23 protein-coding genes are annotated in these 22,695 nt (G+C 69.9%); 7 read left to right on the top strand and 16 right to left on the bottom strand.

The window, feature by feature from the left end; translation table 11 throughout:
* Positions 1 to 17: 17 nt before the first annotated feature.
* Positions 18 to 2,513: an AMP-binding protein gene (locus G6N45_RS22250; RefSeq protein ID WP_163724845.1), complete on the top strand. Its 2,496-nt coding sequence runs from the start codon at positions 18 to 20 to the stop codon at positions 2,511 to 2,513.
* Here G6N45_RS22250 and G6N45_RS22255 read toward each other — a convergent pair.
* Genes G6N45_RS22255 through rplS form a run of 7 tightly spaced genes read right to left on the bottom strand, consistent with a single transcriptional unit; the run spans position 2,473 to position 7,656 of the window.
* Complete coding sequence (locus G6N45_RS22255) at positions 2,473 to 3,291, bottom strand: acyl-CoA thioesterase (RefSeq protein ID WP_163724849.1); 819 nt, start codon at positions 3,289 to 3,291, stop codon at positions 2,473 to 2,475. The genes G6N45_RS22250 and G6N45_RS22255 overlap by 41 nt on opposite strands.
* Positions 3,288 to 4,487, bottom strand: a complete 1,200-nt coding sequence (locus G6N45_RS22260) for a CoA transferase (protein ID WP_407664343.1) — start codon at positions 4,485 to 4,487, stop codon at positions 3,288 to 3,290. The genes G6N45_RS22255 and G6N45_RS22260 overlap by 4 nt, the downstream gene beginning before the upstream one ends.
* 52 nt (positions 4,488 to 4,539) lie before the next feature.
* The gene (locus G6N45_RS22265; protein ID WP_163724855.1) at positions 4,540 to 5,313 is read right to left on the bottom strand and encodes an HAD-IIA family hydrolase; all 774 of its coding nucleotides are present in this window, start codon (positions 5,311 to 5,313) and stop codon (positions 4,540 to 4,542) included.
* Positions 5,314 to 5,336: 23 nt separating this feature from the next.
* Positions 5,337 to 5,642 (bottom strand): DUF2469 domain-containing protein, encoded by a 306-nt coding sequence (locus G6N45_RS22270; RefSeq protein ID WP_043407609.1) that lies wholly within the window; start codon positions 5,640 to 5,642, stop codon positions 5,337 to 5,339.
* Positions 5,639 to 6,409 (bottom strand): ribonuclease HII, encoded by a 771-nt coding sequence (locus tag G6N45_RS22275; RefSeq protein WP_246228764.1) that lies wholly within the window; start codon positions 6,407 to 6,409, stop codon positions 5,639 to 5,641. The genes G6N45_RS22270 and G6N45_RS22275 overlap by 4 nt, the downstream gene beginning before the upstream one ends.
* A 16-nt stretch (positions 6,410 to 6,425) precedes the next feature.
* Entirely contained in the window at positions 6,426 to 7,388 is a 963-nt protein-coding gene (lepB, locus tag G6N45_RS22280) for a signal peptidase I (protein WP_407664234.1), read from the bottom strand.
* The gene (gene rplS / locus G6N45_RS22285) at positions 7,315 to 7,656 is read right to left on the bottom strand and encodes a 50S ribosomal protein L19 (protein ID WP_048416279.1); all 342 of its coding nucleotides are present in this window, start codon (positions 7,654 to 7,656) and stop codon (positions 7,315 to 7,317) included. Before rplS ends, lepB begins: the two co-directional genes overlap by 74 nt.
* 307 nt (positions 7,657 to 7,963) lie before the next feature.
* Between rplS and G6N45_RS22290 the strand changes: the two genes are divergently transcribed.
* Both G6N45_RS22290 and G6N45_RS22295 read left to right on the top strand, forming a co-directional pair.
* A complete protein-coding gene (locus G6N45_RS22290) occupies positions 7,964 to 8,905 on the top strand; it encodes a serine hydrolase (RefSeq protein WP_163724864.1) in 942 nt (313 codons plus the stop codon).
* Positions 8,905 to 9,822, top strand: coding sequence for a serine hydrolase (locus G6N45_RS22295; RefSeq protein WP_163724867.1), 918 nt, complete (start codon positions 8,905 to 8,907; stop codon positions 9,820 to 9,822). The genes G6N45_RS22290 and G6N45_RS22295 overlap by 1 nt, the downstream gene beginning before the upstream one ends.
* On the opposite strand, the gene trmD is transcribed toward G6N45_RS22295, so the two are convergent.
* From trmD to rpsP, 4 genes are read right to left on the bottom strand one after another with little or no spacing between them, the layout of a single operon-like run.
* The gene (gene trmD, locus G6N45_RS22300; RefSeq protein ID WP_163724870.1) at positions 9,819 to 10,514 is read right to left on the bottom strand and encodes a tRNA (guanosine(37)-N1)-methyltransferase TrmD; all 696 of its coding nucleotides are present in this window, start codon (positions 10,512 to 10,514) and stop codon (positions 9,819 to 9,821) included. The two genes, G6N45_RS22295 and trmD, sit on opposite strands and share 4 nt — an antisense overlap.
* A 13-nt stretch (positions 10,515 to 10,527) precedes the next feature.
* A complete protein-coding gene (gene rimM, locus G6N45_RS22305; protein ID WP_163724873.1) occupies positions 10,528 to 11,052 on the bottom strand; it encodes a ribosome maturation factor RimM in 525 nt (174 codons plus the stop codon).
* Positions 11,053 to 11,295, bottom strand: coding sequence for an RNA-binding protein (locus G6N45_RS22310; RefSeq protein ID WP_029114920.1), 243 nt, complete (start codon positions 11,293 to 11,295; stop codon positions 11,053 to 11,055).
* 5 nt (positions 11,296 to 11,300) lie between these two features.
* The gene (gene rpsP, locus G6N45_RS22315; RefSeq protein WP_163724877.1) at positions 11,301 to 11,816 is read right to left on the bottom strand and encodes a 30S ribosomal protein S16; all 516 of its coding nucleotides are present in this window, start codon (positions 11,814 to 11,816) and stop codon (positions 11,301 to 11,303) included.
* A 172-nt stretch (positions 11,817 to 11,988) separates the two neighbouring features.
* On the opposite strand from rpsP, the gene G6N45_RS22320 reads away from it, so the two are divergent.
* Entirely contained in the window at positions 11,989 to 12,480 is a 492-nt protein-coding gene (locus tag G6N45_RS22320) for a nuclear transport factor 2 family protein (RefSeq protein WP_163724881.1), read from the top strand.
* A gap of 4 nt (positions 12,481 to 12,484) precedes the next feature.
* Here the strand turns inward: G6N45_RS22320 and G6N45_RS22325 are convergent, their stop codons facing one another.
* On the bottom strand, positions 12,485 to 12,904 hold the full coding sequence (locus G6N45_RS22325) for a nuclear transport factor 2 family protein (RefSeq protein WP_163724883.1): 420 nt from the start codon (positions 12,902 to 12,904) through the stop codon (positions 12,485 to 12,487).
* Between the two features lie 45 nt (positions 12,905 to 12,949).
* On the opposite strand from G6N45_RS22325, the gene G6N45_RS22330 reads away from it, so the two are divergent.
* The gene (locus G6N45_RS22330; protein ID WP_057147513.1) at positions 12,950 to 13,834 is read left to right on the top strand and encodes a D-alanyl-D-alanine carboxypeptidase family protein; all 885 of its coding nucleotides are present in this window, start codon (positions 12,950 to 12,952) and stop codon (positions 13,832 to 13,834) included.
* Between the two features lie 112 nt (positions 13,835 to 13,946).
* Complete coding sequence (locus G6N45_RS22335; RefSeq protein ID WP_163724886.1) at positions 13,947 to 14,771, top strand: D-alanyl-D-alanine carboxypeptidase family protein; 825 nt, start codon at positions 13,947 to 13,949, stop codon at positions 14,769 to 14,771.
* A gap of 74 nt (positions 14,772 to 14,845) precedes the next feature.
* Here the strand turns inward: G6N45_RS22335 and G6N45_RS22340 are convergent, their stop codons facing one another.
* Together G6N45_RS22340 and ffh are read right to left on the bottom strand one after the other, a co-directional pair.
* Positions 14,846 to 15,931, bottom strand: coding sequence for a metal-dependent hydrolase family protein (locus G6N45_RS22340; protein ID WP_179965219.1), 1,086 nt, complete (start codon positions 15,929 to 15,931; stop codon positions 14,846 to 14,848).
* Positions 15,931 to 17,493 (bottom strand): signal recognition particle protein, encoded by a 1,563-nt coding sequence (gene ffh, locus G6N45_RS22345; RefSeq protein WP_163724888.1) that lies wholly within the window; start codon positions 17,491 to 17,493, stop codon positions 15,931 to 15,933. Before ffh ends, G6N45_RS22340 begins: the two co-directional genes overlap by 1 nt.
* A 110-nt stretch (positions 17,494 to 17,603) precedes the next feature.
* Here ffh and G6N45_RS22350 point away from each other — a divergent pair, with 110 nt between their 5' ends.
* Positions 17,604 to 19,805, top strand: a complete 2,202-nt coding sequence (locus tag G6N45_RS22350; protein WP_246228765.1) for a molybdopterin-dependent oxidoreductase — start codon at positions 17,604 to 17,606, stop codon at positions 19,803 to 19,805.
* Here the strand turns inward: G6N45_RS22350 and G6N45_RS22355 are convergent.
* On the bottom strand, positions 19,802 to 22,270 hold the full coding sequence (locus G6N45_RS22355; protein ID WP_163724891.1) for a [protein-PII] uridylyltransferase: 2,469 nt from the start codon (positions 22,268 to 22,270) through the stop codon (positions 19,802 to 19,804). The two genes, G6N45_RS22350 and G6N45_RS22355, sit on opposite strands and share 4 nt — an antisense overlap.
* Before the next feature lie 82 nt (positions 22,271 to 22,352).
* The gene (locus G6N45_RS22360) at positions 22,353 to 22,691 is read right to left on the bottom strand and encodes a P-II family nitrogen regulator (RefSeq protein WP_011779408.1); all 339 of its coding nucleotides are present in this window, start codon (positions 22,689 to 22,691) and stop codon (positions 22,353 to 22,355) included.
* Positions 22,692 to 22,695 lie beyond the last annotated feature (4 nt).

Genomic DNA, 22,695 nt, shown 5'->3' on the forward strand with positions numbered 1-22,695 from the left:
CCGGTAAGGTCACCCTTATGCGGCCGCTTCTCGACCACCTGCGCCGTTTCGCGGACCGCACCGCTGTGCTCACCGACACCACCCGGTTGACGTATCGCGAACTCGCCGACCGGGTTCAGACGTGCGCCCGCGAACTCGACGCGCAGCGCACCCTCGTCCTGCTCGAGGCCCGTAACGACATCGAGGCGCTGATCCACTACCTGGCGGCGCTCGCGGCCGGCCACGTCGTTCTGCCGGTACCCGAAGGCGCCGACACCGAGTCCCTGATCGCCACCTACCGGCCCGGCATCATCGTCGACCGGCACGGCGTGCACGGCGGCGACGACGGCCCGCACGCGTTGCACGACGACCTCGCGCTGCTGATGTCGACGTCGGGAAGTACCGGATCACCCAAACTGGTACGGCTGTCCCACACCAACCTCGTCGCCAACGCCCGCGCGATCGCCGAGTATCTCGACATCGGCGAAACAGACCGGGCCGCAACCACCTTGCCGATGTCGTACTGCTACGGCCTCTCGGTGGTCCACAGCCACCTGCTCGTCGGCGCCGCGCTGATCCTCACCGACCGCTCCGTCGCCGACCCGGCGTTCTGGGAGCTCTTCGACCGCCACCGGGGCACCACGTTCGCCGGTGTCCCCTACACCTTCGAACTCCTCGACCGGGTCGCCTTCGCCGAGATGCGTCTGCCGCATCTGCGCTACGTCACCCAGGCCGGCGGACGGATGCCGCCCGAGCGGGTGCGGCACTTCGCGGAACTGGGCCGGCGGCGGGGCTGGGCGCTGGTCGTGATGTACGGCGCCACCGAGGCGACCGCCCGGATGGCCTACCTGCCCCCGCATCTCGCCCACTCCCACCCCCACGCCATCGGCCGCCCCATCCCCGGCGGCTCCTTCACCATCGAGCCCCTCGACGGCTGGCCTGACGACGGCACCGGGGAGCTGGTCTACCGCGGACCGAACGTCATGATGGGCTACGCCGACGAGGTCGGGGACCTTGCGCTCGGCGCCACGGTGAACGCATTGCGCACCGGGGACGTGGGCCGACGCTGCGGGCCCGACCTGTACGAGGTCATCGGCCGCACGAGCCGGTTCGTCAAGATGTTCGGTCTGCGCATCGACTTGGAGCGGCTGGAGACGAGCATCGCCGACGACGGCGTGCGGACTCTGTGCACCGACGCCGACGACGGGCTCGCGGTCGTCGCCGCAGGCCATCACGATCCCGACGAGGTGCGCCGCCGGGTCGCCCAGGCCACCGGCCTGCCCGCCGGCGCCGTCGGTGTGGCCGTGGTACCCGAACTGCCGCTGCTGCCCTCGGGCAAGCCGGACTATCCGGCGGCCCGGGCCCTGGCCGCCGGGGCCGATCCGGCACAGGACACGTCGGGTCTGATCGATCTCTACGCCGACGTGCTGCAACTGGATCCGGCCGACGTCCGCAGTGACGCGACGTTCGTCGACCTCGGCGGCAACTCGCTGTCCTACGTCACGATGTCGGTGCGCCTCGAGCGGGCGCTTGGTCACCTGCCGGCCGACTGGCCGCGCCTGCCGATCCGCGACCTCGAACACCGGCCCGCGCCGCGGCCCCGGTGGTGGCGGTCCTGGGGCACCACCGTGGAGACCAGCGTGGCGCTGCGCGCGCTGGCCATCGTGCTCGTCGTCGGCTCGCACGCCGAACTGTACGAGGTGTGGGGCGGGGCGCACATCCTGCTCGGGATCGCCGGATACAACTTCGCCCGGTTCTGCCTGACCCCGCTCCCCCGCCCCGCGCGAATCCGCCACCTCCGCACCACCATCGGGTGGATCGCCCTGCCTGCCGTTGCCTGGGTCGCGTTCGCCCTCGTGGTGACCGACGACTACCACCTGTCGAATCTGTTGCTGGCCAACAAGTTCCTCGGTCCGCACGACAGCATGACGGCGGGCCGGTTGTGGTTCGTCGAGGTGCTGGTGTGGACGTTGGTCGCGTTGGCACTGCTGTTCTGGCTGCCCGCGATCGACCGGCTGGAACGGCGCCTTCCCTTCGCGGTGGCGGCGGCGTTCCTGGCCGTGGGCATGGCGCTGCGCTACGACGTGGTGGGGCTGGGGCTGGGCCATGAGGCGTGGTTCACCATGCTGGCGTTCTGGTTCTTCGCGGTGGGCTGGGCGGCGGCGAAGTCGACCACCGCGCTGCAGCGGTTGATCGTCACGGTCGTGCTGATCGTGGGCGTGCACGGTTACTTCGGCAACTCCGTGCGCGAGGCGCTGGTGACGACGGGTCTGGTGCTGCTGATCTGGTTACCCGCCGTGCGCTGTCCGGCCGTGGTGGCGGTGGCGGCAGGCGCGATCGCCGAGGCGTCCCTCTACACCTATCTGACGCACTTCCAGGTGTATCCGCTCTTCGGCACGCACAAGCTCTACGGCGTGGTGGCCTCCGTCGTGATCGGCATCGCGCTGACCGCGGTGGTGACGCAGGTGCGTCAGCGCATGCGTGACCGCCGGATCACCCCACGGGATCCGGCGGAGGCTCCCGCTCTGCGATGAGCCCCTCCTGCACGAGCGTGGCGGCGACGACGCCGTCGCTTCTGATCAGGCTGGCGGTGACCACGCCTCGGCCGCGGCCGCCGGCCGGCGAGCGGCACTCCAGCAGGTTCCACTCATCGGCGCGCAGCGTTCGGTGGAACCACATCGACGAATCGGTGGTTCCGCTGCGGTGCGTGCGCGACCGCATCGAGTGCCCGTGCACCTGCAGCGCCGGGTCGATCAGGTAGACGTCGGTGACGTAGGCGGCGACCAGGGTGTGCACCAGCGGGTCGTCCCCGGGATCGACAACGGCTCGCCACCACAACCTTCGGACGAACTCTTCGCCCGCGCCCTCGTCGGTGAGCCTGATGTCGAATTCGTCCAGCGGCATCGACAGTGCCGGCCCGGCGGGACCGGTACGCGGCAGCGCCTCCGGGTCGCCGAGGACCTCCCGCCTGCCGTGTTCCGGACCGGGCAGTGACGCAGCGAAGGAGACGGTCGCGGTGGTCAGCAGCCGGCCCTGCTGGGTGGCGTCCACCCGCCGGGATGCTGACGTGCGGCCGTCGAAGACACGCGACACTCGGTAGTCGACGGCGTCGCCGGCATCCCCGCCGCGCAGGAACTGCAGGTGCAATGCCGTCGGCGCCTTGGCGGGCTCGACAGTGCGGGCGGCCGCGGCCAGACTCTGCGCCACGAGCTGGCCGCCGTAGGCCCGCTTACCCTCCGGGCCGCTGGCCCGCCCGCGCCAGGTGTCCTCACCGGCGGCGGCGACGTCGAGCAGATCGAGCAGGACGCTCATGCCACTGTTCCCGCCGCCCGCAGTGCCGCGATGCGCTCGTCGTCGAGAGCCAGCCACTCGTCGAGCACCGCGGCGGTGTCGTCGCCGAGCGCGGGCGCCGGCACCGCCGCCGGGTAGCTTCCGTCGATCGCCATCGGCAGCCCGGCGGCCAGGTGGCGGCCGATGCGCGGCTGGTCGAGTTCGGTGAACAACGCGTTGGCGGTCACGCGGTCCCCGGCCGCAGTTTCGGCGAAGGTGCGGTACCGCTCCCACAGCACCGAGGTGGCCGACAGCGCGGCGGCGATCTCGTCGCCGGTGTGGCGGCCGAACCAGTCGGCGAACAGCCCGTTCAACGCGTCGCGGTGAAGATAGCGCTGTCCCTCGTCGGAGAAATCAGCGCCCAGCGAATCCTCCAGCGCGGCAACGGCTTCGACCGTCCCGGTCAGTGTGGTCAGATCACGGAAGTGCCGGCCGGTGAGCGCCACGACCATGAAGGCGGCGCCGTCGCTGCCGGTGAAGTCCTGCCCATAGGTGCCGTAGACGGCGTTGCCGATCCGCGCTCTCGACGTTCCGGTGACCATGGCCTCGGTGAGCAGGCTCAGGTTGCTCGCGGTGGCCAGCGCCACATTCTCCAGCGGGATGAGCACGTGCTGCCCCTCGCCGGTGGCGTCGCGGTGGCGCAGCGCGGTCACCACTGACAGCGCCGTGTAGAGGCCGCAGCTGACGTCCCACGCCGGAAGGACGTGGTTGACGGGCGCGGTGGACGCCTGCGGTCCGGTGACGAGCGGGAAACCGATACCGGCGTTGACGGTGTAGTCCACGCCGGTGCCGCCGTCGGCGCGTCCGGAGACCTCGACGGCGACGAGATCAGGACGCAGGCTGCGCAACGTCTCGTAGGCATGCCAGGGCCGTCCGGTGACATTGGTGATGAACACGCCGCTGTCGGCGATCAACTGCGCCACCAGGTCCTGGCCCGCAGCGGAGCGCATGTCGACCGCCAGCGACCGCTTGCCCTTGTTCAGACTCGCCCAGTAGATGCTGTCGCCCGCCTCGGTCAGCGGCCAGCGGCGGTAGTCGGCGGCGCCGCCGATCGGGTCGATGCGCACCACCTCGGCACCGAGCTGCGCCAACGTCATACCGGCCAGCGGCACCGCCACGAAGCTGGAGATCTCGACGATCCGCACCCCGGCGAGCGGGCGGGTCGGGTCAGCGGTCACAGTCACGGCGCTCAGTGTAGGGAGCGGTCTTGCGCCGGACCTTCGACGGCGATCAGATGAGTTCGATGGCCTCGGCGATGGACGGCAGCACCCGGCTGGGCCGGAACGGGTACCGTTCGACGTCCTCGATCGAGGTCGAGCCGGTGAGCACCAGGATCGTTTCCAAACCCGCTTCGATGCCTGCGACGACGTCGGTGTCCATCCGGTCCCCGACCATCACGGTGCTCTCCGAATGCGCCTCGATCTGGTTCAGCGCGCTGCGGAACATCATCGGGTTCGGCTTGCCCACGAAATACGGTTCTCGGCCGGTGGCCTTGGTGATCATCGCGGCCACCGAGCCGGTGGCCGGCAGCGGCCCCTCGGCCGACGGGCCGCTGACGTCGGGGTTGGTGGCGATGAACCGGGCGCCGCCCAGGATGAGCCGCACCGCCTTGGTGATCGCCTCGAACGAGTACGTGCGGGTCTCGCCGAGCACCACGAAGTCGGGCGCGACGTCGGTCAGCGTGTACCCGGCCTCGTGCAGAGCGGTGGTGAGCCCGGCCTCCCCGATCACGTAGGCCGACCCGCCAGGCAGTTGGTCGGACAGAAAGGTCGCGGTGGCCAGCGCCGAGGTCCAGATCGCGGCCTCCGGGACGATGAGCCCGGAGCGGGCCAGCCGGGCGGCGAGGTCGCGCGGCGTGAAGATCGAGTTGTTGGTGAGCACCAGAAAGGGACGTTCGCGATCGACGAGGCGCTGGAGGAACTCGGCGGCGCCGGGAAGCGCGTGTTCCTCGCGGACGAGCACGCCGTCCATGTCGGTGAGCCAGCACTGCTGTGAGGAGCGCACGGCACCAGTCTGTCAGGCGGGCCCTACTCGGGTAGCCGCAGCTCGGGTTTGTCGACCTCTTCGATGTTGACGTCCTTGAACGTGATGACTCGCACCTGCTTGACGAAGCGGGCCGGGCGGTACATGTCCCACACCCACGCATCGCCGAGCCGCAACTCGAAGTAGACCTCGCCGTCGGCGTTGCGCGGCACCATCTCCACGCTGTTGGCGAGATAGAACCGCCGCTCCGTCTCCACCACATAGCTGAACTGGCCGACGATGTCCTTGTATTCGCGGTAGAGCGAGAGCTCCATCTCGGTTTCGTACTTCTCGAGATCTTCGGCACTCATCGGCTCAGCTGTCCTTCACGTAGTTCATAGATGTCAGAGTCCTCAGAGTCCTCGGGGTTCATGGGGCCCAGTGCCCTCATCCTCGCGTACCCGTCCTCGCCATGCTCCCCGGGTTCCCGGAATACCAGCCGTCGCACATTGATGAACGAATACCGGTGCTGACTGGACGGGCCGAGGCGGGCCAGCGCTGCACTGTGCGCGCGGGTGCTGTACCCCTTGTGTTCGGCGAAACCGTACCCGGGATGCTCGCCGTCCATCGCCACCATCAGCCGGTCGCGGCTCACCTTGGCCAGCACGCTGGCCGCGGCGATGCACGCGGCGGCGGCGTCACCACCGATCACCGGCAACGACGGCGTCGGCAGTCCGGGCACCCGGAAACCGTCGGACAGCACGTAGCCGGGACGCACGGGCAACCCGGCAACGGCTCGTCGCATGCCCTCGATGTTGGCCACGTGCACGCCGCGGCGATCCACCTCCACCGACGGAATGAACACTACGTGGTACGCCAGCGCGTAGCGCTTGATCAGCGGAAACAGCCGTTCCCGCTCCATTTCCCCCAGCTTCTTGGAGTCGTCGAGCGCGGCGAGGCTCTCCATCCGGTTCGGACCCAGCACGCACGCGGCGACCACCAGCGGTCCGGCGCACGCTCCGCGGCCCACCTCGTCGACCCCGGCGACCGGGCCCAACCCGGCACGGTACAGAGCGGATTCCAGGGTGCGCAGACCTGACGATCTGCGGATCACCATCCTCGGAGGCCACGCCGGCACCTGTGGGGCCCTTCCGTCAGATCTGGGGGTCCACCGAGCTCACGCCACCCCACCGCGACGGCGGCCAGGCGATGAAGCGGGCCTTGCCGATGACGTTGTCCACCGGGATCGTGCCGGCCACCGGGTCGCCGGTGCACAGCAGGCCGCGTTGGACGTCGTCGGGCAGATTCGAGCAGTGCGCCCGCGAATCCGCCGAGTGGGTGCGGTTGTCGCCCATCACCCACAGCCGACCTTCGGGCACGGTGACGGGGCCGAACTCGTTGCCCAGGCACGGGTACACCGCCGGGTCGGCGTTCATCGTGTTCGGATCGAGGTAGGGCTCGGACAGGGGCTTGCCGTCCACGGTCAACCCGGTCGGCACGCGGCATTCCACGGTCTGGCCGCCGACCGCGATCACCCGCTTGACCAGGTCGTTCTCGTCGGGCGGGACGAAGCCGACGAACGAAAGCGCGTTCTGCACGGCCCGGATCGCGGGATTGTCGGAACGGATCGACTTGTAGCCGATGCTCCAGTTCGGCGGCCCCTTGAACACGATCACGTCGCCGGGTTCGGGCTGGGAGAACCGGTAGGTGAGCTTGTCGACCATGATCCGGTCGCCGACGCATCCGTTGCAGCCGTGCAGGGTCGGCTCCATCGACTCCGACGGAATCAGGTACGGCCGCGCAATGAACGTCAGCATCACGTAGTAGAGGACCACCGCGACGGTGACCAGGATCGCGGCCTCGCGCAACGCGCCGCGCTTCTTCTTCGCCGGCTGGTCCTCGTCGGCAGGCGACGGGTCAGCAGGTTGTGGTGATTCGAGCGTCTGCTCCGCCGACGGGTCGTCGGTGTCGGGGGTGTCCCTCGGTCCGGTCACGGGATCAGCGTAGTCAGCGCCGCGCCGAACCCGGTCCGCTGAAGCGGGGTCAGCGCTTCTCCTTGATCTTCGCCTTCTTGCCGCGCAGCTCGCGCAGGTAGTAGAGCTTCGCGCGGCGCACATCGCCGCGGGTGACGACGTCGATGTGGTCGATGTTGGGCGAGTGCACCGGGAAGGTGCGCTCGACGCCGACGCCGTAGCTCTCCTTGCGGACGGTGAACGTCTCGCGGATGCCACCGCCCTGGCGGCGGATCACGACGCCCTTGAAGACCTGGATGCGCTCCTTGGAGCCCTCGATGACCTTCACGTGGACGTTGACGGTGTCACCGGGACCGAAGTCCGGGACGTCGTCACGCAACGACGTCTGGTCGACGAAATCCAGGGTGTTCATCGGTCACACTTCCTCGGTGTCGGCGGCTGCTGGCGGCGTCGGAGGTGACGCGCGCAGAGCCGTTGGTGTTTCTGGCGTCTGGGGCGGGTCGTGCAGCGGAGCGGCAGTTCCCTGCCGTGCACAGACAACTGCCCAATTGTGCCAGACGGGACCCGGATCTCCGAAATCGGCGTCAGGGCCGGTGACGGCGCCCTGCCAACCGGCGCACACCGGGTACACAGCCGTTACCCTTGGTCGCACGGACGCGCCAGGGCAGCGCCCGTTTCTTGTGTACCAGGGCAGCTCACACACTCGGGAGGGACGAGCGATGCGATCGCGGCCGTGGCGGCTTGTGAGGACCACTGTTGCCCTGAGCATTGCCACCGTGGCCCTGGGCGGCTGCGAGGTCCAGGTGCACGGTGCGCCGCCGAACCCCGACGGGCCCCGGCTCACCGTGGTCGCCCCACTGGGCACCGCGGCCCCCCTGCCCGAGCAGCCGCCGGACGAGCCGTCGGTTTCCTTCTTCGGCCTTGCCGACCGTGAACGCCTGGCCACCTCGGCGGCCGCCGACGTCGGCGCCGACATCTCCGCGGCGGTGCTCGACCGCAACACCGGTGAGCTCGTCACCAACGGCGACGTCCGGACCATCGCGATCGCGTCGGTGGTCAAGCTGTTCATCGCCGACGACCTGCTGCTGCAGGTCGCGAAGGGCCAGACGACCCTGTCGCCGGATGACCGCAAGATGCTCGACGTCATGCTGCGTTCCTCCGATGACAGCGCGGCCGAGATCTTCTGGAACCGCAGCGGCGGAAGCGCGATCATCAACCGGGTGGTGAGCCGGTACGGCCTGACCGCGACCCGGCCGCCGGGCAACGGACGCTGGTTCAACACGATCAGCACCGTCACCGATCTGGTGCGGTACTACGACAAGCTGCTGGCGGGTTCCGGCGGGCTGCCCGGCGAGCAGGCCAGCGTCATCCTGTCGAACCTGGCGGCCTCCACCCCCACCGCGCCCGACGGCATGGTGCCCGGCGGGGTGTACCCCCAGCGCTTCGGTATCCCCGAGGGCCTTCCCGGCGATCCGGTCGCGGTCAAGCAGGGCTGGATGTGCTGCGTCGGCTCCGACTGGATGCACCTGTCCACCGGCGTCGTCGGTCCCGATCGCCGCTATGTGATGGCGATCGCGTCGATGCAGCCCACCGATGCCACCACCGCGCGCAAGACGATCACCGACGCCGTCCGCGCGATGTTCCCGGAAGGGCGGATCTGATGTCGGCGCGCCGGACGGCCCGGGTGGCTGCCGCCATGTGCGCGGCGCTGCTGCTGGCGGGCTGCGACGCTCCGGCCTCCGAGCCGGCGCCGCCTCCCCCTCACCCCTCCGTCCCGCAGTCGTCGGCTTTCGCCCCGCAGAGCAATGCGGTGCCGCTGCCCGCGGCCCCGCCCGGCCCGCCCGGCCCGGGGTTCGAGGGCCTCGACGCCCGGATGCGGCAGGCGAGCGCGGACTCCGGGGCCGACATCAAGGCCGTGGTGATGGACCGCACGACCGGCCAGATCGTGTCCAACGGCGACAACGGGCCCTTCCCGATCGCGTCGGTGGTGAAGTTGTTCATCGCCGACGACCTGCTGCTGCAGGTGGCCCAGGGCAAGACCCAACTCTCGCCGGCCGACCGTAGATCCCTGGAGGTGATGCTGCGGTCCTCCGATGACAGTGCGGCGCAAAGCTTCTGGGACCGCAGCGGCGGCAACGCCATCATCGCACGGGTGAAGGCGCGCTACGGGCTGACGGGCACGACGGCGCCCTACAACGGACACTGGGACGTCACGCAGAGCACGGCCGGCGATCTCGTCCGCTACTACGACATGCTGCTCGACGGCAGCGGCGGACTGCCGCCTGAGCAGGCCGACGTGATCATCGGCAATCTGGCGCAGTCCACTCCGACAGGCATCGACGGTTACCCGCAGCGCTTCGGCATTCCCGACGGTCTGTATGCCGAGCCCGTCGCGGTCAAGCAAGGCTGGTTCTGCTGCTGGAACGGCGGAAACCAGTTGCACGTGACCACGGGAGTGATCGGCGCCGACCACCGCTACGTGATGGCCATCGGTTCGCTCGACCCCACCAGCGACGCGGCCGCCCGCGAGGACCTGACCCGATTCGTCAAGACGATGTTCCCGGGCGGGAAGATCTAGGCGTCTGGGGGCAGCAGGTCGGGACGGCGTTCCCGGGTGCGCGCGAGGCTCTGTTCGCGCCGCCAGGCTTCGATGCGTGCGTGGTCACCGGACAGCAGGACGGCGGGGACATCGAGGTCGCGCCAACTGGCGGGGCGGGTGTAGCTCGGCCCCTCCAACAGTCCCCCGACCGACGCGGAGTGCGAATCGTCTTGATGCGACGCGGGATTGCCCAGCACGTCGGGCAGCAGCCGCAGCACCGCCTCGATCATCACCACGGCCGCGGATTCGCCACCGGGTAGCACGTAGTCCCCAATCGAGACCTCCTCGACGCGCATCCGCCGCGCCGCATCGTCGATCACGCGCTGATCGATGCCCTCGTACCGTCCGCACGCGAACACCAGGTGCGTCTCGCCGGTCCAGCGCTGCGCGGCCGCCTGGGTGAAGAGCCGTCCCGCAGGCGTCGGCACCACGAGAAGCGTTTCGGGCGAACAGATCTCGTCGAGCGCTTCGCCCCACACCGGCGCTTTCATCACCATGCCCGGGCCGCCGCCGTACGGCGAGTCGTCCACGGAGCGGTGCACGTCGTGGGTCCAGCGGCGCAGGTCGTGCACGGCCAGTTCGACGATGCCCGTATCGATCGCCTTGCCCGGCAACGATTGCCGCAGCGGGTCGAGGAATTGCGGGAAGATCGAGACGACGTCTATTCGCATCGCGCTGCGCCGCTCAGCCGTCCAGGTCCAGCAGACCCTCGGGCGGGTCGATCACGATGGCGGCGTCGGACAGCGACACCGAGACCACGATGGCGGACACGAAGGGCACCAGCACCTCTGCGCCGTCGGCGCGTTTGACGGCCAGCAGTTCGCCCGCGGCGGTGTGCAGGACCTCGGCGACGGTACCGACCGCGACACCGTCGACGGTCGAGACTGTCAGCCCCTCGAGCTGATGGTCGTAGTACTCGTCGGGCTCCGAGATCGGCGGAAGGTCGGCGGCGTCGATGAGGAACAGCGTGCCGCGCAGCCCGTCGGCGGCGTCCCGGTCGGCGACACCCTGCAACCGCATCAGCAGCCTGCCGCCGTGGGCTCGTACGGACTCGATGACGAACTCACGTTCGGTTCCGCCGCGCGGCTGCCGGCCGCGCAGCACCACACCGGGGGCGAACCGGCGCTGGGGATCGTCGGTACGTACGTCGACGGCGAGCTCGCCGGTGACGCCGTGCGCCTTGACGACGCGACCGACCACCAGATCCATCTACTGGTCGGTGTCCACCACGTCGACGCGGATGCCGCGGCCGCCGATCCCCGCCACGAGGGTGCGCAGCGCGGTCGCGGTGCGGCCGCCACGGCCGATCACCTTGCCCAGGTCATCGGGATGGACGTGCACCTCGACCGTGCGGCCGCGGCGGTTGGTCACCATGTCGACGCGGACATCGTCGGGGTTGTCGACGATCCCGCGGACCAGGTGCTCGACAGCGTCGACGACGACTGTGCTCATGAACGTCAGCTCTCAGTGGCGCCGGCGACGGTCGCGTCGGCACCTTCAGCGGCCGGCTCCGACGCGTCCTTGGCGCCCGACGGATCGGCCGTCGCCTCGACGTCGGAGGCCTCGTCGGCCTTCTTGGCCGCCGGCGCCTTCTTCTTCTTGGGCTGGGTGGCCTCGCCGGACGGACCGCCGTCTGCCTCGGCAAGCGCCGCGTTGAACAGGTCCAGCTTGGACGGCTTGGGCTCCTTGACCTTCAGCGTGCCCTCGGTACCGGGCAGGCCCTTGAACTTCTGCCAATCACCGGTGATCTTGAGCAGCTGCAGCACGGGCTCGGTCGGCTGGGCGCCCACACCCAGCCAGTACTGGGCGCGCTCGGAGTCGATCTCGATGAGGCTCGGCTCTTCCTTCGGGTGGTACCGGCCGATGACCTCGATGGAACGCCCGTCGCGGCGGGTGCGCGAGTCGGCGACGGCGATGCGGTACTGGGGATTGCGGATCTTGCCCAGACGGGTCAGCTTGATCTTGACAGCCATGAACTACTACTCCTGTTGCGTTGCCACGCTGCAATTCGGCGATGCGGGCGGATTGCCCGATCCGGTTTTGCCTTACGTGTGTGACCGCCGCGGGGCCGGAGTCCCAGGGCAGACAGCCGCCCATTGTGCCAGAGGCCTGGCCACCGACAGAAATCCGTGCGACGTTCGACGGATGGACGACGCTGCCGCGCTGCTGGAGATCGAGTCCCTCAAACAGCTCAAGGCCCGGTACTGCCGCCACCTCGACACCAAGGATTGGCAGGCCTGGCGGGCGCTGTTCGCCGACGACTTCCACAGCGACACGTCGCAGGCGGGCGGCAAGGTGATCGCCGGCGCCGATGAGTTCGTCGCCTTCACACGCGCCAGCCTGCGCGACCGCGCCACCGTGCATCAGGTGCACGCCCCCGAGCTGGAGCTGACCTCGGCCACGACGGCACAGGGCGTCTGGGCACTCGAGGACGTCGTGCGGCTGGCCCCGGGGGTGAACCTGCGCGGCTACGGGCACTACCGCGAGACCTACGAGAAGGTCGACGGGCGCTGGGTGATCACGGCCTCCACGCTGACCCGGCTGCGCGAGGACATCTTCAACGTCGTGGTCTCGGTGTACCTGTCCGACCGGATCAAGAGGGTCGCCGCAGCGGTAGGCCGGCGGCTGGGGCGATGAACCCTCAGAGCAGCTTGTCGAAGCACTTCTCCTCGACCCGCCTGCTCATCCGCCAGCCGTGCTCGGTCCGGACGAACTCGTCGACGTACCAGATGCCCACAAAATAGATCTGCCCCGCCTCGCCGCCCATCACCATCGGGTTGAAGCAGATCGCGCGCGACGTCGCGGTGTCTCCGGAGATCCGGATGTCGACGTTGCCGAGCATGTGATAGTAGGCCGGGAAGTTGGGCAGCACCTCCTTCAGCCACGCCTTGACCTGCGGAAACTGACCTTCGATGCCGCCGGTGACGCTGTAGTCGATGTAGGCGTCGGGAGTGAACACCGCGTCGAGGTCGCCGAAGCGCTTCTGGTCGATCGCCGTGGAGTAGTCGATCAGCAGCTGCTGGATCTCCAGCCGGTCGGAGATCTGCTCGAGGCTCAACATGCCTCGATTGAACACGATCACCGGCCCCGATTAGGCTCGGCCGTCATGACAAGGCTTCTCGCGTGCCTGGGGGTCACGCTGTGTCTGGTCGCGGGACCGTCGATGCCGCACGCCGCCGCGGTTCCCGTGTCCGGGGTCAGCCAGCCTGCCGGGAGCATTCCGATTCCCGAGGGTCCTGCCGAGGCGTGGATCCTGGCGGACATGGACACCGGTGCGGTGCTGGCCGGCCGCAACGAGAACGCGCGGTTCGCACCGGCGAGCACCATCAAGGTGCTGCTGGCACTGACCGTTCTCGACGAGCTCCCCCTCGACGCGACGATCGTGGCCAACGAGCCCGACACCCGGGTCGAGTGCAACTGCGCCGGGGTCACCCCGGGCATGACCTACACCGCCCGCCAGCTCCTCGAGGCGCTGCTGCTGGTGTCGGGCAACGACGCCGCCAACACGCTGGCCACGATGCTGGGCGGCCGGGAGGCCGCCGCGGCCAAGATGAACGCCAAGGCCGCCTCGGTCGGCGCGCTCGGCACGACGGCGGGATCACCGTCGGGCATCGACGGACCCGGCATCGACATCTGGTCCACGCCGCACGATCTGGCGGTGATCTTCCGGGCCGCGATGGCCCATCCGGTGTTCGCCCAGATCACGGCACAGCCCACGGCGGTCTTCCCGACCCGCGCAGGGGACGTGGTGCTGGTGAACCAGGACGAACTGCTGCACCGCTACCCCGGCACGTTCGGCGGCAAGACCGGCTACACCGATCTCGCGCAGAAGACGTTCGTCGGCGGGGCCGAGCGCGGCGGCAGGCATCTGGTGGTGGCGCTGATGCACGGTCTGGTCAGAGAGGGCGGTCCGACGTACTGGGATCAGGCAGCCGCGCTGCTGGACTGGGGGTTCGCCCTGGGCCCCAGCGCCGGCGTCAGCGCGCTCTAGCGATTTCGGCGTGGTTTTCGGCGCGGGCCGACGACAACCACGCCGAAATCGCTACCGGATGGAGACCTGATCGCGCGCGGGGCGAGTCCTCGCGCGACTAGCGTCGCGACCCGTGCGACGAGGATTCGCGGGGCTGGCGCTCGCCCTGTGCGTGACGCTGGTCGCGCCCGTTCCCTTCTCCGCCGCGCAACCTGACGTCGAACCCGCTGCGGCACAGGCTATTCCGGAAGGACCCGCGCAGGCCTGGCTGGTCGCCGACCTGGACTCCGGGCGGGTGCTCGCCAGCCGCGACCCCTACGGGCGTTACGCCCCGGCCAGCACGATCAAGGTGCTTCTCGCGATGGTGGTGCTCGACCACCTCCGACCGGACAATTTCGCGCGGGCCAACGCGTCGCACACCGAGGTCGAATGTTCCTGTGTGGGACTGCAACCGGGCCAGGCCTACACCACGCAGCAGCTGCTCTCGGGGCTCCTGATGGTGTCGGGCAACGACGCCGCGAACATGCTCGCCGACATGCTCGGCGGCGCGCAGGTCGCGGTCGCCGCGATGAACCGCAAGGCGGCCCTGGTCGGCGCGCGCGCCACGAAGGCGTCGTCGCCGTCCGGGCTGGACGGCCCCGGCTGGGAGTCGGTCACCTCGCCGCACGACCTCGCGGTGATCCTGCGGGCGGCGCTTCAGTACCCCCTGATCGCCGCCATCATGCGTGCGCCGACGGCGCCGTTCCCGGGCAAGACCCTGCAGAACCAGAACGAGCTGCTGACCCGCTATCCCGGGGATCTGGCCGGCAAGACCGGCTACACGAATCGGGCCCGCAAGACCTACGTCGGCGCCGCCCAGCGTGGCAGCCGACGGCTGGTGGTCGTGCAGATGTACGGCACCGGCGACCTGTACGGGCAGGCCATCGACCTGTTCGACTGGGGCTTCGCCCAGCCCTGAGCGCTCAGTGTCGCCGAGCGTGCATCCATGGTTGCAGACGACGCGAAATCACGACCGTGGGCGCACGCTCGCGGTCAGTAGACGTTGCCGCGCAGGATGACTCGTGTGGGTGCGGCGAGCACGTCGGGCCCGGACCGAGGATCCTCGGAGTAGCAGACCATATCGGCGGACGCACCATGTTCGAGCCCCGGCCGGCGCAACCATTCCCGGGCATCCCAGCAGGCCGCCCCCAGCGCCTCGGTCGGCGTCATGCCGATGCCCTTGAGCGCCTCCACCTCGTCGGCGATGCGGCCGTGCGCAACCGTACTGCCCGCGTCGGAGCCGGCATAGATCGGCACACCGGCCTCGCGGGCGGCGGCGACGCGGGGTCCGCAACTCTCATAGAGCGCACGCATGTGCTGCTGGTAGCGCGGATACTTCTCGGCGGCCGCGGCGATACCGGGGAAGTTCTCGATGTTGATCAGCGTCGGCACCAGCGCGGTGCCGTACTCGACCATCAGGTCCACGGTGTCGTCGGTGAGTCCGGTGCCGTGTTCGATGCAGTCGATACCGGCTCTGATCAGACCGGGCAGCGCGTCCTCGCTGAACACGTGCGCGGTGACGCGGGCGCCGTTGGCGTGCGCCGCGTCGATAGCGGCCTCGAGCACGTCGTCGGACCACAGCGGCGCCAGATCGCCGAGGTCGCGGTCGATCCAGTCCCCCACCAGCTTGACCCAGCCGTCGCCCCAGCGGGCCTGACGGGCGACCGCGTCGGGAAGCTGCCATTCGTCCTCGAGCTCGATGGCGAAGCCACGCTGGTAGCGCCTCGGCCGGGCGAGATGGCGGCCCGCCCGGATGATGCGCGGCATGTCGGCGCGATCGTCGAAACTACGGGTGTCGGTCGGGGAGCCGGCGTCGCGCAGCAGCAGCGCACCGACGGCGCGCTCGGTCTCGGCCTGCGCGATCGTCTCGTCCATCGGGATCTCGCCGTGCTGGCCCAGCCCCACATGGCAGTGGGCGTCGACCAGGCCGGGCAGGATCCACCCGCCATCCCCGGCGGCACCGAAGACCGTCTCCGCACCGGCCACCGGCTCGGCGCTGAGCCGACCATCGACGATCCACCACTCGACCGGTTCGCCGTCGGGCAGACCGCGACCGCGGACGTGCAACGGCGCCGCCATCAGTTCTTGGGGAACTTCAGCTTCGACAGATCGATGTCGGCAAGGCCCGGCGGAAGCTCGTCGAGACCCTTGGGCATGTTCGACAGGTCGGGGAATCCTGCGGGCATCCCCGGCATCCCGGCGCCAAGCGGATTGCGGTTCTTCGGCGGCGTGGGGCCTTTGCGCCCCTTCTTGCCCGCCTGCTTGTTCTTGCCCTTGCCCGCCTTGCGAGAGTTCTTGCGGCCGAACGGCATCCCCATCTGACCGGCCATCTGCGACATCATCTTGCGGGCGTCGAAGAACCGGTCGACCAGCTGGTTGACCTCCGAAACCGTCACACCGGAGCCGTTGGCGATGCGCAGCCTGCGCGAGGCGTTGATGATCTTCGGATCGGCACGCTCGGCCGGGGTCATGCCGCGGATGATGGCCTGCACGCGATCGAGCTGGCTGTCGTCGACCGCTGCCAGCGCGTCCTTCATCTGCCCTGCGCCGGGCAGCATGCCGAGCAGATTGCCGATCGGGCCCATCTTGCGGATCATCAGCATCTGCTCGAGGAAGTCCTCGAGCGTGAGCTCACCACTGCCGATCTTGGCGGCCGTCGCCTCGGCCTGTTCGGCGTCGAAATGCTGTTCGGCCGCCTCGATCAGACTCAGCACGTCGCCCATGCCGAGGATCCGGCTGGCCATCCGGTCGGGATGGAAGACGTCGAAGTCCTCGAGCTTCTCGCCGCTGGACGCGAACAGGATCGGCACGCCGGTGACTTCCCGGACCGACAGTGCGGCACCACCGCGGGCGTCGCCATCGAGTTTGGTCAGCACCACACCGGTGAAACCGACGCCCTCGCGGAACGCATCGGCCGTGGTGACGGCGTCCTGACCGATCATCGCGTCGAGCACGAACAGGGTCTCGTCGGGCGAGACGGCGTCGCGGATCGCCGCGGCCTGGCTCATCAGAGTCTCGTCGATACCCAACCGGCCCGCGGTGTCGACGATCACGACGTCGTAGTGCTTGGCCTTGGCCTCGGCCAGGCCGGCGGCAGCCACCGCGACGGGGTCGGCGGTGCCCTTCACCTCATCGGCGCCGGGCGCGGTGCCCGGGTGCGGCGCGAACACGTGCACGCCGGCCCGCTCGCCGACGATCTGCAGCTGGTTGACCGCGCCGGGGCGCTGCAGGTCGCACGCCACCAGAAGCGGGGTGTGCCCCTGAGCCTTCAGCCACTTCGCGAGCTTGCCGGCCAGCGTGGTCTTACCGGAGCCCTGCAGGCCGGCCAGCATGATGACCGTCGGAGGGGTCCGCGCGAACGCCAGCTGCCGCGTCTGGCCACCGAGGATGGTGATGAGCTCCTCGTTGACGATCTTGACGACCTGCTGGGCGGGATTCAGCGCGCCCGACACCTCGGCGCCCTTGGCGCGGTCCTTGATGTGCGAGACGAACTGGCGCACGACGGGCAGGGAGACGTCGGCTTCCAGCAGCGCCAACCGGATCTCGCGGGCGGTGGCATCGATGTCGGCATCGGTCAGCCGGCCCTTGCCCCGCAGGCCCGTCAGCGCACCGGTCAACCGGTCGGACAGGGATTCAAACACCTCGCCAGCCTAACGGTCCCGGCGACCGGGAGAGAACCGCGCTGACCTCTGGTCGCGCGCGGCGGCCAGCGGATACCGTGAGGGCCACCCGACAATCCCGCGGAGGCTCCGTGACAGCGATCGACGTCCCTCTCACCACCTCGCGCCCGGACTCCGGACCCTCCCGGGGTTCCACCACCCACATCAGCCAGTGCACGCTGTGCGAGGCGCACTGCGGCCTGCACGTCACCGTCACCGACGGCCAGGTCACCCGCATCGAGGGCAATCCCGACGACGTCCTGTCCCACGGCTACATCTGTCCCAAGGCCACCGCGATGGGCGGGCTGCACGACGACCCGGACCGCCTGCGCACCCCGCTGCGCCGGGTCGGCGACCGGTTCGAGCCGGTCGGCTGGGACGAGGCGTTCGCCGAGATCGGGCAGCGCCTGCGCGCGGTCCGCGCGAGCACCGGCAGCCGCTCGCTGGGCATGTACCTGGGAAACCCGGCGGCCCACAGCTCGGGGGCGGCGTACGGGTTCCTGCTGCGGCTGGCGCTGCGCACGCCCAACTTCTTCACCGCATCGTCGATCGACCAGATGCCCCACGAGTTCGCGGCGTGGAAGGTGTTCGGGTCCAACGCGCTGATCCCCGTCACCGACATCGACCGCACGCAGCGCTTGATGATCCTCGGAGCCAACCCGGCGGTGTCCAACGGATCGCTGTCCATCATGCCGGGCGCCAAACGACGGATCCGCGCCGTCCGCGAGCGCGGCGGCACCGTCGTCGTCGTGGACCCCCGCCGCACCGAGACTGCCCGCCTGGCCGACCAGCACGTCGCGGTGCGGCCCGGCGGCGACCTGTTCCTGTTGCTGGGGATGCTGCACGTGCTGCTCGCCGAAAAGCTCTGCGACACCCGCGCCATCGCCGCGCAGACCACCGGGATCGCCGAGCTCGCCGACCTCGTCGCCGACGCCACCCCGGAGGCGATGGCCCCCCGGGCGGGAATCCCCGCCGAGGTCATCCGCACGCTGGCCCGCGAGCACGCCGCCGCCGAGTCCGCGGCGATCTATGCGCGGATCGGCATCTGCCAGCAGCCGACGGGCACGCTGGTCAGCTGGCTGGTGATGGTCATCAACACCGTCACGGGCAACCTGGACCGCGCGGGCGGCACCATGTTCACCACCCCCGTGGCCGACGTGCCCCGCCTGGCCAAGCGCCTGCCTTTCCGGCCGGGTCGCTATACCGACCGGTCGGGCCGCTACGGGTCGTTCCGGTCGGAGCTGCCCGCCGTCATCATGGCCGACGAGATGCTGACCCCCGGTCCGGGCCAGATCCGGGCGATGATCACCTACGCGGGCAACCCGGTGTCGTCCATCCCCCAGCGCGGTCGGCTCGACGAGGCGCTGGCGTCGCTGGACCTGTATGTGGCGGTCGACATGTACGTCACCGAGACCACGCGCCACGCCCACTTCATCCTGCCGCCGGTGTCGCCGCTGGAACGCGAGGACGTCAGCCTGCTGACCCCGGTGTTCCAGGTGCGCAACGCCGTTCGCTACCAACACCGTTCGTTCGATCCGCCGCCCGGCTCCTTCGAGGACTGGGAGATCCTGACGCGGCTCGCCCTCGAGCTGTTGCCGGGGCCTGCGCGGAGAATGCTGACGCCGATACGCTCGCGGCTCGTCTCCGCCATCGATCCGCTGCGCGTGGCGGCTCTCGCCGTGGCGACCGGCCCGCACGGGCGGCTCCGCAGGGGCCGCGCCGGCATCACGATGCGGGACGTCCGCACGAGCCCGGGGGGTGTGGACCTCGGTCCGCTCCGCCCGCGCCTGCGCGAGGTGATCGCCACTGCCGACCGGCGGGTCCATCTGGCGCCATCGGAGTTCGTCGCCGCCGCCGGCGCGCATCTGCGCGACAGCGGCGGGCACGCCAGGGACAGCTCCGACGGCTTCGATCTTCAGCTGATCGGCCGCCGGCAGCTCAAGAGCAACAACTCATGGCTGCACAACGTGCCGACGATGACCGGCGGCAGCAACCGGTGCTCGGTGTTGATGCACCCGGATGACGCCGGCGCCCGCGGACTGGCCGACGGCGAGACCGTGCGCGTCGCCTCGGCTGTCGGACACATCGAGGTGCCGGTGGACATCACGGTGGACATCCGCGCGGGAACCGTTGCGGTGCCCCATGGTTGGGGCCACCGCGGCACCGGTTGGCGCCATGCGCGCACCTTGGCCGGCGCCAACGTCAATGCGCTGCACGATCCGGATCTGGTGGACGCGTTCACCGGTACCGCGGCCGTCAACGGCACCTGGGTGTCGGTCACCCCCGTCGACTAGCTGGCTTCTTCGACCGCCGCCGGGGGTGCGGGCAGCACCGCGAACAGGTCCCGTTCCAGCGTCTGCCGCACCGCGCTGTCCCCGCCGGCGGCGGGCAACACGATGCCGAAGGCGTCGACCACCGAGGATCCCAGCGTGCTGACCTTGGCCCAGGCGATGTCCGCGCCGGCGCGCTCGAACACCGCGGTCAGCATCGTCAGCAGGCCGGCCCGATCGGTGGTGCGCACCTCGACCACCGTGCGGCCGGGGGCGTCGCCGTCGTGCCAGAGCACCCGCGGAGGCGCTGCGGGGGCGTGCACGGGGACCGCGGCCCGCACCTCACCGGCGCGGCCCGGCGGCGCGGCGTCGGCACCCTTCTTCTCCAGCGTGCCGACCACGTCAAGATCACCGTCGAGGGCCAGGATCAGTTGCTGGCGCAGGAGTTCGGCGGCGGGCGGCGTACCGAAGTGCGGGGAGACGACGAAGGTGTTGATCGCCGAGCCTTCGTGACCGTTGACCGACGCCGAGTGCACCCGCAGCGAGTTCAGTGCGAGCACTCCGGCCGCCTTGGACAGCAGCCCACGGCGATCCGGCGCGATCATCGTGACGTGGTAGATGTGCGGGCTGTCAGCCGGTGCGAGCTCGACATGCACCCCAGGCTCGGCGGCCAGCGAGATGAACCGTGGCTCAACGGGATCGGGCTGCGGCAGCGGCTCCCCCGCCATCACCAGCCGGCAGCGTCTGACCAGGTCACCGATCAGGGAGGCCTTCCAGTCCCCCCACACCCCGGGTCCGGTGGCCAGCGAGTCGGCCTCGGCCAGCACGTGCAGCAGTTCCAGCACCACCAGGTCACCGCCGAGGGCGTCGACGACACCGGCGATCGTCGCGGGATCCTGTAGGTCGCGCCGGGTCGCGGTGTGCGGCAGCAGCAGGTGGTGGCGTACGACCCTGGCCAGGATCGCGATGTCGGACGGCCACAACCCCAGCCTGCTGCCGATCTGGCGGGCCAGTTCGGCGCCGATCACGCTGTGGTCCCCGCCGCGGCCCTTGCCGATGTCGTGGACCAGCGCGCCGAGCACCAGCAGATCGGGACGCGACACACGCGTGGTGAATGCGCTTGCGCGGGAGACGGTTTCGACGAGATGACGATCCACTGTCCAGATGTGGACGACATCGCGCGGCGGCAGGTCCCGGACGGCACCCCACTCCGGGAACAGCCGGCCCCACAGCCCGGTGCGGTCCAACGCCTCGATGGTGCCGACGGCCGACGGGCCCGCGGCGAGCATCACCAGCAGATCCTTGAGGGCCTGACGCGGCCACGGGGTCCGCAGTTCCGGGGCGGTTTCGACCAGCCGGCTCAGGGTGGAAGCGGCCATCGGCAGCCCGGTGGTCGCCGATGCGGCCGCCACCCGCAGGATCAGCCCGGGGTCCCGCTCGGGGCGGGCGTCGCGGGCCAGGATGACCTCACCGTTGAACTCGATGACGCCTTCGTCGAGGGGGCGGCGCACCGGTCTGCGCAGTGCGGCCAGCCCGCGGCGCGGCAGCGCGTTGCCCGCCGTCCGGATGCCGGCGTCGACGTAGTAGCTGACGGTGCGCGCCGCGTCGGAGAGCATGCGGGCCAGGTCGAACCGGTCCCCGATGCGCAACGACGCCCCGATCTCGTCGGCGTGCTGAGCGAGCAGCAGCTCCCGTCCGCGGCCGGCGACCCGGTGTAATTCGGTGCGCACGTTCAGAAGTGCGAGATGGGCTTCGCCGAGGGTCTCGGTGGGCGAGGCCAGCGACCGGCTCGGGTACACGTCGGCCAGCTGCGCGATCGCCAGCGCATTGAGCAGCTGCACGTCGCGCAGTCCGCCGCGGCCGCACTTGAGATCAGGTTCGGCACGGTGCGCGATCTGTCCGCTGCGCTGCCACCGGGCCCGGGTGTGCTCAACGAGTTCGTCGAAACGCGAGGCGATTCCGGTGCGCCACTGCCTGCGCGCCCCGCCGACCAGCAGGGCGGACAGATCGGCGTCACCGGCGATGTGGCGGGCCTCGAGCATCGCCAGACCGGCGGAGATGTCCTCGCCGGCCACGCGCAGCGCTTCGGGCACCGTGCGCACGCTGTGGTCGAGTCGAATGTTGGCGTCCCATAGGGGATACCACAGCAGCTCGGCGACCTCGCCCACGATGTCGGGAGGCATGTTGTCGTGCAGCAGCATCAGATCGAGATCGGAGTACGGCAGCACCTCCCCGCGGCCGAGGCCACCGGTGGCGACGATGGCGAACCCGCTGGTCGCCGTGATGCCGATGTCGGTCGCCTTGGTGTTGAGCCAGAAGTCGTAGAGGTCGAGTAGCGCATCACGCAGCGCGGCCGAGTCCAACCGGCCCCCGCCCGACCGCAGCTGCTCGACGGCAGCGGTGAGATCCGTTGCGGGGCACGACGAGCCCGCCGCCGGACGCTCCCATCGGGGAGCGCCGGCGGCGGATCGGGGTTTCTGTTCGCTCACGAGTTGTCCTCCCGGCACTTGACGATCCAGCGCTCACACGGCCCGAGTGCCGGGAGACGACTCTCCTTCTAGACGGCTCCGGTCAAAGGGCGTCGGCTCCCCGCTCGCCGGTGCGCACCCGGACCACGGTCTCGACGGGGCTCACCCACACCTTGCCGTCACCGATCTTCCCGGTGCGGGCGGCCTGGACGATGACATCGACGACCTTGTCGACGGCGGCGTCGTCGACGACGACCTCGACGCGGACCTTCGGCACGAAATCCACCGAGTATTCCGCGCCGCGGTACACCTCGGTGTGTCCCTTCTGACGACCGTAACCCTGAACCTCGCTGACGGTCATCCCGAGGATGCCCGTCTGTTCCAGTCCGGTCTTGACGTCTTCGAGCGTGAACGGCTTGACGATCGCAGTAATCAGCTTCATATCC

Source organism: Mycolicibacterium psychrotolerans (assembly GCF_010729305.1).
In the GTDB taxonomy this organism is placed as follows: domain Bacteria; phylum Actinomycetota; class Actinomycetes; order Mycobacteriales; family Mycobacteriaceae; genus Mycobacterium; species Mycobacterium psychrotolerans.

Excerpts from the sequence above, each read along its gene's own strand:
- G6N45_RS22250 (WP_163724845.1), top strand. The coding sequence starts at position 18 with ATGCGGCCGCTTCTCGACCACCTGCGCCGTTTCGCGGACCGCACCGCT.
- G6N45_RS22255 (WP_163724849.1), bottom strand. The coding sequence starts at position 3,291 with ATGAGCGTCCTGCTCGATCTGCTCGACGTCGCCGCCGCCGGTGAGGAC.
- G6N45_RS22270 (WP_043407609.1), bottom strand. The coding sequence starts at position 5,642 with ATGAGTGCCGAAGATCTCGAGAAGTACGAAACCGAGATGGAGCTCTCG.
- lepB (WP_407664234.1), bottom strand. The coding sequence starts at position 7,388 with ATGTGCGCCGCGCGAAGCTCTACTACCTGCGCGAGCTGCGCGGCAAGA.
- rplS (WP_048416279.1), bottom strand. The coding sequence starts at position 7,656 with ATGAACACCCTGGATTTCGTCGACCAGACGTCGTTGCGTGACGACGTC.
- G6N45_RS22290 (WP_163724864.1), top strand. The coding sequence starts at position 7,964 with ATGCGATCGCGGCCGTGGCGGCTTGTGAGGACCACTGTTGCCCTGAGC.
- G6N45_RS22295 (WP_163724867.1), top strand. The coding sequence starts at position 8,905 with ATGTCGGCGCGCCGGACGGCCCGGGTGGCTGCCGCCATGTGCGCGGCG.
- trmD (WP_163724870.1), bottom strand. The coding sequence starts at position 10,514 with ATGCGAATAGACGTCGTCTCGATCTTCCCGCAATTCCTCGACCCGCTG.
- rimM (WP_163724873.1), bottom strand. The coding sequence starts at position 11,052 with ATGGATCTGGTGGTCGGTCGCGTCGTCAAGGCGCACGGCGTCACCGGC.
- G6N45_RS22310 (WP_029114920.1), bottom strand. The coding sequence starts at position 11,295 with ATGAGCACAGTCGTCGTCGACGCTGTCGAGCACCTGGTCCGCGGGATC.
- rpsP (WP_163724877.1), bottom strand. The coding sequence starts at position 11,816 with ATGGCTGTCAAGATCAAGCTGACCCGTCTGGGCAAGATCCGCAATCCC.
- G6N45_RS22320 (WP_163724881.1), top strand. The coding sequence starts at position 11,989 with ATGGACGACGCTGCCGCGCTGCTGGAGATCGAGTCCCTCAAACAGCTC.
- G6N45_RS22325 (WP_163724883.1), bottom strand. The coding sequence starts at position 12,904 with ATGTTGAGCCTCGAGCAGATCTCCGACCGGCTGGAGATCCAGCAGCTG.
- G6N45_RS22330 (WP_057147513.1), top strand. The coding sequence starts at position 12,950 with ATGACAAGGCTTCTCGCGTGCCTGGGGGTCACGCTGTGTCTGGTCGCG.
- G6N45_RS22340 (WP_179965219.1), bottom strand. The coding sequence starts at position 15,931 with ATGGCGGCGCCGTTGCACGTCCGCGGTCGCGGTCTGCCCGACGGCGAA.
- G6N45_RS22360 (WP_011779408.1), bottom strand. The coding sequence starts at position 22,691 with ATGAAGCTGATTACTGCGATCGTCAAGCCGTTCACGCTCGAAGACGTC.